At 67.3% G+C, this 13,812-nt stretch carries 13 protein-coding genes; 9 read left to right on the forward strand and 4 right to left on the reverse strand.

The window, feature by feature from the left end:
* Positions 1–86: 86 nt before the first annotated feature.
* On the forward strand, positions 87–1,031 hold the full coding sequence (locus ABNF93_RS27270; protein ID WP_349331054.1) for an AraC family transcriptional regulator: 945 nt from the start codon (positions 87–89) through the stop codon (positions 1,029–1,031).
* A gap of 116 nt (positions 1,032–1,147) precedes the next feature.
* The gene (locus ABNF93_RS27275; RefSeq protein ID WP_349331055.1) at positions 1,148–2,290 is read left to right on the forward strand and encodes an FAD-dependent oxidoreductase; all 1,143 of its coding nucleotides are present in this window, start codon (positions 1,148–1,150) and stop codon (positions 2,288–2,290) included.
* A gap of 122 nt (positions 2,291–2,412) precedes the next feature.
* Here the strand turns inward: ABNF93_RS27275 and ABNF93_RS27280 are convergent, their stop codons facing one another.
* The gene (locus ABNF93_RS27280) at positions 2,413–3,393 is read right to left on the reverse strand and encodes a sugar-binding transcriptional regulator (RefSeq protein WP_349331056.1); all 981 of its coding nucleotides are present in this window, start codon (positions 3,391–3,393) and stop codon (positions 2,413–2,415) included.
* A 91-nt stretch (positions 3,394–3,484) separates the two neighbouring features.
* Positions 3,485–4,942: an FGGY family carbohydrate kinase gene (locus tag ABNF93_RS27285; protein ID WP_349331057.1), complete on the reverse strand. Its 1,458-nt coding sequence runs from the start codon at positions 4,940–4,942 to the stop codon at positions 3,485–3,487.
* Between the two features lie 188 nt (positions 4,943–5,130).
* Here ABNF93_RS27285 and ABNF93_RS27290 point away from each other — a divergent pair, with 188 nt between their 5' ends.
* From ABNF93_RS27290 to ABNF93_RS27320, 7 genes are all read left to right on the forward strand, one after another.
* A complete protein-coding gene (locus ABNF93_RS27290) occupies positions 5,131–6,021 on the forward strand; it encodes a nucleoside hydrolase (RefSeq protein WP_349331058.1) in 891 nt (296 codons plus the stop codon).
* A gap of 71 nt (positions 6,022–6,092) precedes the next feature.
* On the forward strand, positions 6,093–7,388 hold the full coding sequence (locus tag ABNF93_RS27295; RefSeq protein ID WP_349331059.1) for an ABC transporter substrate-binding protein: 1,296 nt from the start codon (positions 6,093–6,095) through the stop codon (positions 7,386–7,388).
* A 123-nt stretch (positions 7,389–7,511) separates the two neighbouring features.
* Complete coding sequence (locus ABNF93_RS27300) at positions 7,512–8,339, forward strand: carbohydrate ABC transporter permease (RefSeq protein WP_349331060.1); 828 nt, start codon at positions 7,512–7,514, stop codon at positions 8,337–8,339.
* On the forward strand, positions 8,336–9,232 hold the full coding sequence (locus ABNF93_RS27305; protein WP_349331061.1) for a carbohydrate ABC transporter permease: 897 nt from the start codon (positions 8,336–8,338) through the stop codon (positions 9,230–9,232). Before ABNF93_RS27300 ends, ABNF93_RS27305 begins: the two co-directional genes overlap by 4 nt.
* Positions 9,233–9,281: 49 nt before the next feature.
* Entirely contained in the window at positions 9,282–10,283 is a 1,002-nt protein-coding gene (locus ABNF93_RS27310) for a sugar phosphate isomerase/epimerase family protein (RefSeq protein ID WP_349331062.1), read from the forward strand.
* A gap of 64 nt (positions 10,284–10,347) precedes the next feature.
* On the forward strand, positions 10,348–11,301 hold the full coding sequence (locus ABNF93_RS27315; RefSeq protein WP_349331063.1) for a transketolase: 954 nt from the start codon (positions 10,348–10,350) through the stop codon (positions 11,299–11,301).
* A complete protein-coding gene (locus tag ABNF93_RS27320; protein ID WP_349331064.1) occupies positions 11,298–12,287 on the forward strand; it encodes a transketolase family protein in 990 nt (329 codons plus the stop codon). The genes ABNF93_RS27315 and ABNF93_RS27320 overlap by 4 nt, the downstream gene beginning before the upstream one ends.
* 138 nt (positions 12,288–12,425) lie before the next feature.
* Here the strand turns inward: ABNF93_RS27320 and ABNF93_RS35045 are convergent, their stop codons facing one another.
* Together ABNF93_RS35045 and ABNF93_RS27325 are read right to left on the reverse strand one after the other, a co-directional pair.
* The gene (locus ABNF93_RS35045) at positions 12,426–12,779 is read right to left on the reverse strand and encodes an RCC1-like domain-containing protein (RefSeq protein WP_502877632.1); all 354 of its coding nucleotides are present in this window, start codon (positions 12,777–12,779) and stop codon (positions 12,426–12,428) included.
* A gap of 45 nt (positions 12,780–12,824) precedes the next feature.
* Positions 12,825–13,805, reverse strand: a complete 981-nt coding sequence (locus tag ABNF93_RS27325) for a quinone oxidoreductase family protein (protein ID WP_349331065.1) — start codon at positions 13,803–13,805, stop codon at positions 12,825–12,827.
* Positions 13,806–13,812 lie beyond the last annotated feature (7 nt).

The following is a 13,812-nucleotide window of genomic DNA, read 5'->3' on the forward strand; positions in this document are numbered from 1 at the left end:
GTTCGAGATCCAGCCAACCGAGAAGGTTCGAGACAGACGATGGCTGTACGTCTGCATTCGATGTCTGTGCGTCTACGCTGGACGGCGTGGATGCGTTGACGGACCTACTCGACCGCACACGTGCCCGCGGTGCTGTGGTGGGACAGAGCTATCTCACTCCGCCCTGGTCGTGGCGCTTCGCGGACGCCGCACCACTCACGGTGGTGGCCATGGTGCGCGGAACGTCCTGGATCGACGTCGGCGACGGTCCGGCCAGGATTGCCGCCGGGGGCATCGCGGTGGTCCGTGGGCCGGAGTCCTTCGTCGTCGCCGATCCGCCGGAGACGCCGGTGCAGGTCGTGATCAGCCCGGACGACACGTGCCGGGACCCTGAAGGTCGTGACATCGGTGCGGCGCTGGCGCTGGACACCCGCACCTGCGGGGATGGGCCGGGCAGCCCGGCTCTCCTGCTGTTCGGGGAGTACCGCGTGCGCGGTGAGGTCGACCGGCGGTTGCTGGCGGCGCTGCCGCGACTGATCACCGTCGCCGGGCACGAGATCACCGACTCACCCCTTGCCCTCGTGGCCGCAGAGATCGCCCGCGACGAGCCCGGTCAACAGGCCGTCCTCGACCGGCTGCTGGACCTCCTTCTCATCCGCGGGCTGCGCGCGTGGTTCGCCCGACCGGATGCGCAACCTCCGTCGTGGTACGCCGCCCGTACCGACCCGCTGGTGGGCGAGGCGCTCCGGCTTCTGCACGACGACCTCGCGCATGCGTGGACGGTAGGCGAGCTCGCGACCAAGGTCGGCTTGTCGCGCGCGGCATTCGCTCGGCGCTTCGACCAGCTCGTCGGCGAGCCGCCGATCGCCTACCTCACCGGATGGCGGCTCTGCACTGCCGCCGACCTGCTCGCCGACACCGACCACACCGTCGACACGATCGCGCGGCAGGTGGGGTACGCGAACGCGTACGCCCTCAGTGTGGCGTTCACCCGCCACTACCAGGTCCGGCCGAGCGACTACCGCCGGTCGAGGCGGGCCCGCTCCGACTGATCGCGGCGCCACGGGCGTTCGTCGTCGCCGTGGCGGCGACCGTCGACTTTTGTCGCGCACCGCCGAGTCACCACGCGACCATTGTCATTCGATAGCAAGTGAGCGATAATCGATGGATGCAGGCTGCTCTTCGATTGGTCGAGGCTGCCGACGTGCTGGTCGTCGGAGCCGGGTTGGCGGGGCTTCACACTGCGACGCTGCTCGCCCAGCGAGGCCACGAGGTGCTGCTCGTCGAACGGCGTCCCAGCCTCACGGGCGCGATTCGTACCACTGGGATCTTCGTTCGCAGAACGCTCGACGATTTCCCGTTGCCTCCCGAGTGCCTCGGTCCTCCGATTCGGCGAGTGGTGCTCTACCCACCTGGGCTGCGGCGCCCGGTGACCCTCGTCAGTGCGCGCGATGAGTACCGGGTGGGCGACATGGGGCCCCTCTACGCAGCGGCGGCCGATGCCGCGACCGACGCCGGCGTCCGGATAGCGCTGGGCACTCGCTATGCCGGTCGGCGAGACCGCACCTACCTCCTGACCGGCCGGGACGGACCGACCAGGGTGCGGGCACGGTTCGTGGTCGGCGCCGACGGAGCCCGCTCACGGGTCGCCCGCGACCTCGACCTGGACCGCAACCACCATCTGCTGATCGGTGCCGAAGAAGTCTTCGAGATCCCGCGCAGCGAGGAACCGCCGACCTTCCACTGCGTGCTCGACCCGTCGCTCGCTCCCGGCTACCTGGCGTGGGTCGTCAACGACGGGCGGCATGCCCACGTCGGCACGGCCGGCTACGCCGACCGCTTCCCCGACGGTCTCCGCCGGGCCCTGGAGCGGTTCGGCACCTCGGCACCTGGGCTGCCGAGCACGCCCCGCCCTGACGAGGTGGAGCGACGTGGGGGTCCCATCCCGGTCGGTGGCCTGCTGCGCCGGATCAGCTGTGCCGACGGACTTCTGGTGGGGGATGCGGCGGGTGCGGTCTCGCCGCTCACCGCTGGCGGCCTCGACCCGTGCCTGCGACTGTCGGACTTCGCTGCCACGATCCTGCACGACTCCCTGCGATCCGGGCGGACGGACGCGCTGACTCACTTCGACGGAGCCGCACTGCGTGCCCGTTTCCGCGGAAGGCTGATGCTGCGCAGGGGATTGGCCCAGGTCCGCACGCCTGCCCTTGCAGCGGCGGCGTTCACCCTGCTGCGTACGCCGATGGGGCAGGCCGCGGCCCGCCGCATCCTGTTCGGCGACAGGTCGTTTCCGGCACCCGGACGTGGATGAAGACAGCCACATGGCCTACTGCAGCCAGGTCAGAGGCCGTGCCGCCGGTGGGCTCGGTCTGAGCGCCGGTCTCAGGTGGGCGCTGCGCTGCGGTCGTTGACGGCTCGACGGCCGCGGTTGTTTCACTCCTTCAGCAGGGCGCGGGCGGTGGCAACGTCGGTGACGATGACATTCACCCACCCGCCAATGATCGCCGCACGAATCGCCTCGTGCTTGCGTTCGCCTCCGGCCAGCCCGACCCGCCGGGGGATCGCCCGGAAAGTGTCGGGGTCGATGCCGACGACGCGGCTGTTCAGATCGCTGCGGATCAGATCTCCGGTCGCGGTGAAGAAGCGGTGGCAGACATCGCCGACGGCGTGCGCGGCCAGGAGCTGCTCCTGGTCATCCGGCGCGATCGCGTTGCCACTCTGCCGCAGCAGGGGAGATGGTTGGACGCTGCCGATACCCACCAGTGCCATGGTCAGGTTGGCCCACTCCTCGGCCATCGATTCCATCGCCGGGTCGTTGAGCAGGCTCTTGCGGATGGCCGAGGTCTGCACCAGCCCAGGGGCCTGCACGTACGTCGGTGCAGCACCGATCAGCTCGGCGAGCTGACCCAGCAGCCGGTTGGCCTGGGCCTGGACGGCGGACACGCCGACACCGCCGACCAGCTGGATGACACGCTCCGCCCCTGCGACGCGGAGCGGGCGCAGCCGATCCACCGCCGCCAGCAGGGTCTGACTCCACGACGAAATACCGATCCGCTCCCCGCCGGTCAGGGTGGCCTCGAGATAGGTGGCTCCCGCAGACCCGATGCCGGTGAGGATCTCCTGCTCCCCACCGTCCACGTCGACAACGACCGCCTCGCGCAGCCCGTACCGATGCTCGAGGGCCTCTTCCAGAACGGTGTGCACGCCCTGCGAGACCACGACAACGGTCCGCACGATGCCCATCTCGGTGGCTCGTTTCAGCAGCCGGGACACTTTTGCCTGGGAGACGTGCAGGGCGTCGGCGATGTCGGCCTGCCGGATCCCCTGCTCGTGGTACATGTGTGCGATCTTGGTGATCAACCGCACCTGCGCATCGGGGGCCAGTCGACTGCCGCTGGACGCGTGCACAGCCATCACGATCCGCCCCACTTCACGGTTGCTGGAGAGTCATCATCGGCCATTGTCCATCCTGTCGTTCACCGGTATGGGTCGCGGCGCCGCCGGGTCAGCGCTTGCGGGCTCTGACTGCTGCCACCTCGTCCGCCCAGTGCTCGCGGCGTCTCCTACGAGTCTCGTCGTCGAGCGTCGATGTGAAGATCCGGGCTGGTATGCGCTGCTCGGCCCAGCTGGTAGTGCTCCCCAGACTCTGCCAGGCCAGCTGCGCCGCACCCAGCGCGGAGAGCTCGGCGACGTCGGCCACCTCCACCGGGTGGGCAAGGAGGTCGGCCTGGGTCTGCATCAGCAGGCCGGCGACAACGGCGCCGCCGTCAGCTCGCAGGACGCTCAGCGGGGGGTCGGTGCCTTCGATGGCATCCGCGATGTCGCAGACCTGGTGCGCGACGGCGTCGACGGCCGCTCGCGCCAGGTGCGCTCGGGTGGTGCTACTGCTCATCCCGGTGAAGGCGGCGCGCGCGTTGCGGTCCCAGTGCGGCGCGCCGAGGCCGGAGAAGGCGGGCACCAAGGTCACGTCACCGGCGTCGGGAACCGTCCCGGCCAGGTCGACCAGCTCGGCGACGCTGCCGAGCCCGAGCATCGAGCCCGTCCAGGCGAGAGCCGCGCCAGAGGAGACGATGTTGCCTTCGCGGGCGTAGACCGGGCGGTCGGTGAGCCAGGCAAGCGTCGTCGGTACGGGGGATTGGCCTGGGTCGAACTGATGGATGGGAGTCATCAGCGATGATCCGGTGCCGTAGGTGGCCTTGGCCATGCCCACCTCCGTACACCCCTGTCCGTACAACGCCGCATGGGAGTCGGCGAGTACGGCGGCGATGGGGGTCCCGTCCGGCACGCCGGGGACACCGACCGTGGTGCCGAAGTCGCCGTTCGAGGCGACGACCTTCGGAAGGCTCCCGCGCGGCACGTCGAAGGCGTCCAACAACGGGTCGGACCATTCGAGGTCGATGACGTCGTAGAGCAGCGTGCGGCCGGCGTTGCCAGCCTCGGTCACGTGTCGGCGGTGGCCGGTCAGGCACCAGATCAGCCAGGAGTCGACGGTTCCGACACAGATGTCGGCCGCGGGGGTAGCGGCCGCCGTTGAGAGTAGCCAGTTGATCTTCGGGGCCGAGAACATCGCGTCGACTCTGAGCCCGGTGCGGTCGCGGGCAAGGTCGCCGATGCCGGCCGGAAGTCTTTCGCACCACGCGGACGTCCGGATGTCCTGCCAGCCGATCAACGGCCCGAAGGGCCGGCCGGTGCTGCGCCGCCAACCCACCACGGACTCGCGCTGGTTGGTCAGAGCGACCGCGACGACATCGGTGGTCCCCGCGGCCGCTCGGCAGCGTTCGACAGCGGTCACCACGCTGGACCAGAGCTCTTCCGCATCCTGCTCGGCCCAGCCCGGACGAGGGAGGGAGAGGTTGACCGGTGTCGAGCCGGTGGCGAGCACCGTTCCGGACTCGTCTACCAGGATCGCCTTGGAGTTGGTCGTGCCCTGATCGATGGCCAGCACGGCTTGTTTCGGAGCCATCCACCTTCCCTTCGTTCGTACGCGCAGGCTTCCCCCGACGGCATATCTGCGGCCGCATCACTCGATCGCCTCGACTGGGCGCCGTGCCTCCCCCGGATTCTGCAGTGGCCTATTGACATCACGCCAGCCGTAATTGATAGATTATGCGGCCTTGAATCATTATTCAATCCTTCAAGGGTGGTTATCTGATGAGGCCGACGCGGCGCCGCGTGATCATCAACACCGATGCCAAGAACGAGGCGGACGACCAGTTCGCGATCGTTCACGGGATGTTGTCGCCGACGCTCGACGTGCGCGGGCTGATCCCGGCCCACTTCGGCACCCGGCGCTCGGACCGGAGCATGGAGGAGTCGCGCGAGGAGATCGACCTCCTGCTGGACCTGCTCGACCTCACCGGCAAGGTCACTGTCGCCAATGGCGCGCCGACCGGCATCCCGGACGAGCAGACCCCGCTGGACTCGCCGGGCGCCCGGCTGATCATCGAGGAGTCAAAGCTGGCCTCCGAGGGCGATCCGCTCTTCGTGGCGTTCCTCGGACCGCTGACCGACATGGCCTCGGCGATTCTGCTCGACCCGGAGATCGTGGACCGAGAGGTGATCGTGATCTGGATCGGCGGCCGCGGGTACGACGGGATGGCGCCGGGATGGCGTGGGATCGAGTTCAACCTGTCCAACGACATCCACGCCGCCAACGTGGTGTTCGGCTCCGGCATCACCATCTGGCAGGTGCCTAGCGATGTCTACAGCAAGGTGTCTGTGAGCTATGCCGAACTCGACGAGAAGATCGGCGACGCAGGTCCGCTCGGGCACTACCTGATCAAGCAGCTCCACGAGTGGAACGCTACCTATCACCCCGAGCCGATCGAGTCTCGCTCGCTCGGCGACTCGCCGGCCATCGCCCTGATGCTCTACCCGACCAGCGGCGCCATGCGGGTCCGGCCGGCGCCGCGGTTCGGGGTCGACGGCTGGTACCTGCCTGGTTCCAACAACCCCATCAGTGTGTGCGAGTACATGGACGTGCGCTTCCTGTTGGAGGACATGTTCGCCAAGATCCGCGCCTTCGGCCGCAAAACCCGGTGACCCGACTCACATATCGGTGACTCCCGACCCATACGAGGACGCCATCGCCCTTGCGCATAGAGGAGAATGACATGACCGCCAGGTCGCTTACTCGACGGGGATTCCTCGGACTGTCGTCCGCCACCGTGGCTGGACTGAGCCTCGGTGCCTGCACCGGCGCCTCCACCACCAGCAGTGGTTCGTCGGCGCCGGCCTCGAACAAGCTCCGCGTCTTCACCTATGAAGGCGACGAGACCATCGGTCTCTTCAAGGCCCAACTGAAGAAGTTCGACGAGCAGAACGGCACCACCACGACGGTCGGAAGTCTGCCCGGCTCGGGCGCGGCCGTGTATCCGGACAAGCTCCGGACCGAGCTGCTCGGCGGCAGCGGCCCGGACGTCTGGCGGATCTGGGGCGGACAGATCGGTGCGCCGTTCGCCACCGCCAAGCAGGCGCTGGATCTGGCGCCGTACTACCAGAAGTACGGCTGGGACTCGTTGATCAACACCGCCGCGATCGACGGCATGACGTTCGATGGTGTCAAGGCAGGGTTGCCGTTCATGTCGCTCGGCCTCGGCGCCTGGTACAACAAGGCGCTACTGGAGAAGGCCGGCGTCACCGCCACCCCGACCAGCTACGCCGAGCTGGAAGAGATGAACGACAAGCTCGTCGCCGCCGGCACCACGCCGTGTGGCCTGGCCGGCAAGTACGGCTGGAACATCATGCGCCTGTTCGAGTACCTCCTCGAGCACACGGCAGGTCCCGAGCTGCACGACAAGCTGCTGGTCGGCGACGAAAGCTGGGACCGTCCAGAGGTCGTCGAGGCGTTCACGCTGTTCAAGAAGTGGCAGGACAAGAAGTGGGTGCCGGAGGGTGCACTCGGGATGGACCCGGCCGACGTCGAACCTGGTTACGTGCAAGGGAAGAACGGTTACACGATCATCGGCCCATGGACGGAGTCCGTCGCCATCCTGTCGGCCGAGAAAGATCCCGCCGACTTCGGCAACTTCGAACTGCCCACCGACCACAAGCCGGCGCGCCATTCCGGCTTCGTCGAGGGCTACATGATCAACGCGAAGTCCCCCAACGCAGACAAGGCGGCTGCCTTGCTCGACTTCCTCGCCAAGCCGAAGACGCAAAAGGCACTGCGGAACACGGCGTCGACGGTGAAGGGTGCCGAGCCGGACCCGAAGGAGCTGCCGCTGGCCTCGGAGTGGTCGCAAAAGTACGGCAGCAATCCCTTCTACACGATCCAGGACCAGGCCTTCCCCAAGAAGCAGGCTGACGAGTACTTCACCGTGCAGAGCGACATCCTGCAGGGTTCGGTGACACCAGCGGAGGCCGCCGCGAGGATGCAGGAAATCGTGTCCGCCTGGGCCAAGGGCTGATCTGGGCACCTCATGGCGACGCTCACAGCCGATCGTGCCGCCGCCGCAGGGCGGCCGCGACGACAACGATCGAAGGGAAGCGGGGGAGGCTGGTGGCATGCGTGGCTGTTCGCTGTTCCGGCCTTGGCGGTCTACGTCGTCTTCCTGGTCTATCCGTCCCTGTCCTCGTTGTGGTTCAGCTTCACCGACTGGGACGGTTTGAGTCCGACGTACAACATCATCGGGTTCGACAACTACACGCGCCTGCTCGACGACCCGGTGGTGCTCACCGCCGCTACGAACAACCTGCTCTGGTCCGTGGTGACGATCACTTTCCCGGTCGGGCTCGGCCTGGCGCTGGCCCTGGCGCTGAACGGCAAAGTGCATGGCAAGCCGGTCTTGCGGCTGATCTTCTACACACCGGGCGTGCTGCCTCTGGTGTCGATCGCCTCGATCTGGGGCTGGTTGTACAACCCGCAGTACGGCGCGATCAACTCGACCCTCCGCCTGATCGGACTGGACGGACTGGCCCAGCCCTGGCTCGGCCAGGACTCCACGGCGCTGTGGGCGGTGATGGTCCCGGCAATCTGGCTGCGGACCGGGTTCCCGATGCTGCTCTATCTCGCAGCCCTGCAAGGGATTCCGGATGAGCTCTACGAGGCTGCCACCGTCGACGGCGCCAGCCGCCTGCGACAGTTCTGGCACATCACCATGCCGAGCCTGCGGCCGGCGCACTACATCGTGCTGGCGTTGTCCTTGATCGACTCGTTCAAGGTCTTCGACATGATCTATGCGATGACGTACGGCGGTCCTGGAACGTCGACGCAGGTCATGGGCACGTGGATGTACGCCAACGTCTTCCAGTACTACCAGGCGGGTTACGGCACGGCCATCGCCGTCGTGATCACCCTGGTGGCGATCGCGGTAGGCATTCCGTATGTACGGTCACAGACCAGGGAGCACACCTCATGACCTCCCTCGCGCCGGTGCACTCCCCACCTTCGGTCGCGGTGACCGGGGAAGAGCGATCGACCCGCCCACCTGGAGGCAAGGGTGGCATCGTCCTCACGACCGTGCTGGCCGTCGTCGCGATCTTCTGGATCTCACCGCTGGCGCTCCTGGTTGTCACCGCCGTCCGGCCGCTGGCGGACTTCATCGGCAACGGACCGCTGTCCTGGCCGTCGGAGTTCACCTGGACGAACTTCTCCGACGCCTGGGACATCGGCAACTTCGCGACCACCTACCGCAACAGCGCACTCATCACGATGGTCAAGGTGCCCCTCGGTGTGCTGATTTCCGCAATGCTCGGCTTCGCACTCGCCAAGCTGCAGATGAAGTTCCGGCGGACAGTGATGTTCTCGGTCTTTCTCGGTCTCACCATCCCGATCTACATCACGATCGTGCCGGTGTTCATCATGATGAAAACCGCCGGTGCGACGGACAGCATCGCCGGCCTGATCGGGCCGTACCTCGCATTCGGCATCCCGTTCGAGGTGTTGGTCCTGCAGTCGTTCTTCCGTCAGGTTCCGGACGAGATCATCGAGGCGGCCAAGGTCGACGGCGCCGGCAACTGGCGGATCTTCTTCACCGTCATGCTGCCGCTGTCCGCACCGGCCCTGATAACCGTGGCGATCCTGGACGCGGTGGCGACCTGGAACGAGTTCCTGTTCGCCCTGATCCTGCTCAACTCCGACGCCCACAAGACGATCCCGGTGGGACTGCTCAACTTCCAGGGCCAGTTCGCCAACAACACCACCGGCCTCGCCGCGGGGATTCTCATCGCCGTGGTTCCGATTCTGATCGCGTACACGCTGTTGCAACGCTGGATCGTCGGCGGACTGACCGCTGGGGCGACCAAGGGATGACGACCACAGCCGACGGACGACCAACCACCTCCGAGGGGGAGTGAGCACGATGACAGATCTGCCGGTCTTCGGTGCGGGCATCTGGCACTTCGCGACCTACAAGGACCGCTATGCCACCGACGGCTACGGTCCACCGGTCGGCCTGTTGGAACAGATCGATCGCGCGGGTGCCGTGGGAGACCTGTCGGTCGTCGACCTCAACTGGCCGTTCGCCGGCTTCGACGGGACGTTGGACGACGTGAAGGCTGCGCTGTCGAGGAACGGGCTCGAGGCGATTGCCATCACCCCGGAGATCTACACCCGGGACTTCGTCAAGGGTTCGTTCACTCACCCCGACCCGGCGGTTCGCAAGCGGGCGCTCGACCTGATGCACCACGCGACCGACGTGGCCAAGGATCTCGGCTGCTCCTACGTCAAGCTGTGGCCCGGCCAGGATGGCTGGGACTACCCCTTCCAGGTGAACTACCACGACATCTGGCAACTCGCGCTCGACGGCCTACGGGAGCTCTGCGCAGCTCATCCGGAGATCAACTTCGTGATCGAGTACAAGCCGCGTGAACCGCGAGTCAAGATCATCTTCTCCAGTGTCGCGCGAACGCTCCTCGGCATCGAGAAGATCGGGCTGCCGAACCTCGGCATCCTCCTCGACTTCGGACACTCGTTGTACGGCCTGGAAACCCCGGCCGACGCGGCGCAGCTGGCGATCGACTACGGCAGGCTGTTCGCGATCGACGTCAACGACAACCTGCGCGGCTGGGACGACGACATGGTGGTCGGATCCGTCCATCTGGTGGAGACCTTCGAGTTCTTCCACACCCTGCGCAAGAACAACTGGCAGGGCGTCTGGCAGCTGGACCAGTTCCCGTTCCGGGAAGACTGCGTGGAGGCCGCCAGGCAGGCCATCCGTTTCCTGAAGGCGGTGCACCGCGCGCTCGACACCCTCGACGACTCGGCGCTCGCGGCGGCGCAGGCCGACCACGATGCGCTGGCTGCTCAAAGGCTCGTCCAGCGGGCGCTGCTCACCTCGATGGCCGGCACGGAGGACACATGACCGAACGCAGTGAGGTCATTCATGAGCACAGCACCTTGGTCGTGAGACCGACGAAGGAGGTCTCATGACCAAGGCCCTTCCGAGGATCGATCCCGCGTCGGGAGGCGGTCTTTCCACTGCGCACACGACCATGCCGGTGCTCCGCCGGCTGGAAGCCCATGCCAGCAGGCCAGCGAAGGTGGCCCACATCGCCGAGGCGGCCCGACAGATCCGGATCCAGGACCTCAAGCTGGTGTACCACGCTGGCGCCGGCCACATCGGTGGGGACTTCTCCGCGATCGACATCCTGGCCACGCTGTACGGTGCGGTACTCGCCATCACCCCCGCGACGGTCGACGATCCGGAGCGGGACCGGTTCGTGCTGAGCAAGGGACACGTCGCCGGCGCGCTGTACACCACGCTGGCAGCCTTCGGCTTCCTGCCGGTCACCGATCTGGCCACTTTCCTGAAGCCACTGTCGGCCCTCAACGGCCATCCCAACCGGGCGAAGGTGCCGGGCGTGGAGGCCAACACGGGACCACTCGGCCACGGCCTGCCGATCGCTGTCGGCCACGCACTGTCAGCCAAGCTCGACGTGTCTCTACGTCGTACGTACGTGCTTGTCGGCGACGGCGAACTGCAGGAGGGCAGCAACTGGGAAGCGATGATGGCGGCGTCGCAGTACCAGCTCGACCGCCTGACCGTGATCGTCGACCGCAACCGGCTCCAGCAGGGCGCGACGACCAAGGAGACCAACGACCTTGATCCGCTGTGGGACAAGGCGACGGCGTTTGGTTTCGCCGTGGTGGAGGTCAATGGTCATGACCATGGCGAGCTGCTCGAGGTGTTGTCCGCCGTGCCGTTCCGACCAGGGAAGCCGACGTTCGTGATCGCCCACACCCACAAGGGCCACCCGATCTCGTTCATGAGCAACAACGTCGCGTGGCACCACAAAGTGCCAGACGACGCGGAGTTCCAGCAGGCGTTGACCGAGCTCGAGGCCGTAGGGAACGCCCGGATCGGCAGGGAGCTGGGATGACTGAATCCATCGTCGACGGTGGTGACGAGCTACCTCATCTGTCGGTCGCCGACGGACCACGCTACGACTGCCGTGACGCGTATGTCGCCACTCTCTCCGAGCTCGCTCATGACGACCACCGGATCGTCGGCGTGGTGAACGACTCGATCGGATCGAGCAAGCTGAACAGCTTCCGGAAGGCCTTCCCGGACCGGCTGATCAACGTCGGGATCGCCGAGCAGGACATGGTCGGTATCGCGGCCGGCCTGGCCAACGGAGGGCGGATCCCCTTCGTCTCGGCGGCTTCCTGCTTCCTGACCGCGAGGGCCCTGGAACAGATCAAGGCCGATGTGGCCTACTCCGACCACAACGTCAAGCTCTGCGGCATGAGCCCGGGTGTGGCGTACGGCGAGCTCGGGCCCACGCACCATTCGATCGAGGACATCGCATGGCTGCGGGCCGTCGCCAACATGACGATCATCGTCCCGGCGGATCCGATCGAAACCGCGGCCGCGCTGCGTTGGGCGGCCGGGATCGAGGGGCCGGTCTTCGTCCGGGTCAGTCGGATGCGGGTCCCGCAGGTGAACGCCGATGACTACGAGTTCGTCCCTGGCAAGGCGTTCACGATGCGGAGCGGCGACGACGTGACGTTGATCGCCAACGGCACCGTGCTCTGGCGTGCGTTGGTCGCCGCCGAGCGCCTCGCCGCCGACGGCATCTCGGCTCGGGTGCTGTCGATGCCGACCGTCAAGCCGCTCGACGTCGAGGCTGTGATCGCCGCGGCCGCACAGACCGCCGGGATCGTGACGGTCGAGGAGTCGTCGACGGCCGGTGGGTTGGGCGGGGCGGTGGCAGAGACAGTCGTCGCGCATCATCCGACCCGGGTGACGATCCTCGGCATACCGGAGTTCGCTCCGACCGGCTCCGCGGGCTATCTCCTCGACCGCTACGGGATGTCGCCTGAGGGCATCGCCGAGTCCGCTCGGCGGCTGCTCGAGCACCGGTGAGTCCAGATCCGGGCATTCGGCGGGAACAGCGGAACGGAACGCGCACTCAGGACCTCACGTCGAGGTGAAGCCCGGGGCCTTGGACTGGGCCGGTGCTGTGCTGTCGGCTACGCCGGATCGCGGTGCCGGCCCACACGGTCAGGGCCAACGCCACCAGGCTGGCGCCCACGATCGTTCCCGTTCCGACGACTGCACGTGGACATCGAAGGACGCTACGGTCGAGCCGGTGCCCAGCTGTCCCTCACTGTTGGCTCCCCATGCCAGGACTTCGCCCGGCCCTTGCGCCACCGCGGGCGAGGCGCCCATCGTCAACGACAGCGCGGTCGCCAACGCGAGAACCAGACCAGCAAGGCTGAATCCGCCGAGCTTGTGCCGTCGCGGCACCTGGTTGACAAAAGAACGCCCCCGCCCGCACCGCATACGCACGACATCCCCCGCGTCCCCACGAACGTTGTTCCTACGTCTCTTATGCTCGGGTGCGAACCCTCGCATGCCTCGACCGGCGGGTCGCCCTGCGTGGTTGGTTCGTCGTGCGGATCAGGTCAGATCGACCACGATGCGTCGTTCGGCCAGGCCCTGGGCCTGCCGCTGCCATGCATGGGGAAGCTGGTCGAGTGGAACGATCTCGTGGGAAACCGTCAGACGGCCGGCGGCGGCGTGTTGGAGCAGGGTCGACAGCGCATCGCCCCTCTGTTCGGTGTCGATCTCGTTGTTGGTGTAACCAAGGATCTTGGCCGAGCGGCTCCGCACGATGGCAGACGCGAAGGTCGCGTTCTGCCCTGCTGAGCTTCCCAGGTTGACGAATCTCGCGCCGGAAGCAAGGAGCAGCAGGGCCGCCGATGCCGGTACGCCGCAGAGCGGGTCGATGACGACGTCCACGTCGCCGTCGCAGGCCGCCGCGAGCTTTGCGGCGAGTTCGTCCACCTCGTCGTCGTCGCGGAGGGGGACCACTGCGTCGGCGCCACACGAAGCCGCGCGGTCCTGCGCGCCGGTGGAACGGCTGGCAGCCACGACCCGGCGCGCCCCGCACAGCTGGGCGGCCTGGATCGCGACCTGGCCGACGACGCTGCCACCGCCGAGCACGAGGACCTGCTCGCCCGGCTGTAGGCCGCCCTTCCAGGTCAGAGCCATCCACGCGGCCACCGCCGAAAGGCCCAGCGCTGCGACCATTGTGTCCTCGACCTGGCCGGGCAGGGCCACGAGCTCGGACTCGGGCACACTCACCTGCTCGGCCATGCTGCCGTCGCCCGGCTGCATTCCCGCGGTTGTGGGGAACCAGACCCGCGTGCCACCCGGTAGGGAGCTGGCCGCCGCGACGACGCCCACCCCCTGCACGCCAGGAACGTACGGAAGAGCGGGAGCCCCGAAGTAGGACGTGCCGGTAGCGCAGAGGATGTCGAGTGGCGTGATCGGGGCGGCCGTTGTCGTGACCAGGGCATGGCCGTCGAGGCCGGCGGGCGAGGGCCGGTCGACAAGGGCGGGGGCGGCGCCATGGCGCTCGATGACTGCTGCACGCATAGGGCTT

This window comes from Actinopolymorpha sp. B9G3 (genome assembly GCF_040120725.1).
Classification (GTDB): domain Bacteria; phylum Actinomycetota; class Actinomycetes; order Propionibacteriales; family Actinopolymorphaceae; genus Thermasporomyces.

Bases quoted from the DNA above. Each gene is read 5' to 3' on its own strand.
- ABNF93_RS27275 (WP_349331055.1), top strand. From the start codon at position 1,148: ATGCAGGCTGCTCTTCGATTGGTCGAGGCTGCCGACGTGCTGGTCGTC.
- ABNF93_RS27280 (WP_349331056.1), bottom strand. From the start codon at position 3,393: ATGGCTGTGCACGCGTCCAGCGGCAGTCGACTGGCCCCCGATGCGCAG.
- ABNF93_RS27285 (WP_349331057.1), bottom strand. From the start codon at position 4,942: ATGGCTCCGAAACAAGCCGTGCTGGCCATCGATCAGGGCACGACCAAC.
- ABNF93_RS27290 (WP_349331058.1), top strand. From the start codon at position 5,131: ATGAGGCCGACGCGGCGCCGCGTGATCATCAACACCGATGCCAAGAAC.
- ABNF93_RS27295 (WP_349331059.1), top strand. From the start codon at position 6,093: ATGACCGCCAGGTCGCTTACTCGACGGGGATTCCTCGGACTGTCGTCC.
- ABNF93_RS27305 (WP_349331061.1), top strand. From the start codon at position 8,336: ATGACCTCCCTCGCGCCGGTGCACTCCCCACCTTCGGTCGCGGTGACC.
- ABNF93_RS27310 (WP_349331062.1), top strand. From the start codon at position 9,282: ATGACAGATCTGCCGGTCTTCGGTGCGGGCATCTGGCACTTCGCGACC.
- ABNF93_RS27315 (WP_349331063.1), top strand. From the start codon at position 10,348: ATGACCAAGGCCCTTCCGAGGATCGATCCCGCGTCGGGAGGCGGTCTT.
- ABNF93_RS27320 (WP_349331064.1), top strand. From the start codon at position 11,298: ATGACTGAATCCATCGTCGACGGTGGTGACGAGCTACCTCATCTGTCG.
- ABNF93_RS35045 (WP_502877632.1), bottom strand. From the start codon at position 12,779: ATGCGAGGGTTCGCACCCGAGCATAAGAGACGTAGGAACAACGTTCGT.
- ABNF93_RS27325 (WP_349331065.1), bottom strand. From the start codon at position 13,805: ATGCGTGCAGCAGTCATCGAGCGCCATGGCGCCGCCCCCGCCCTTGTC.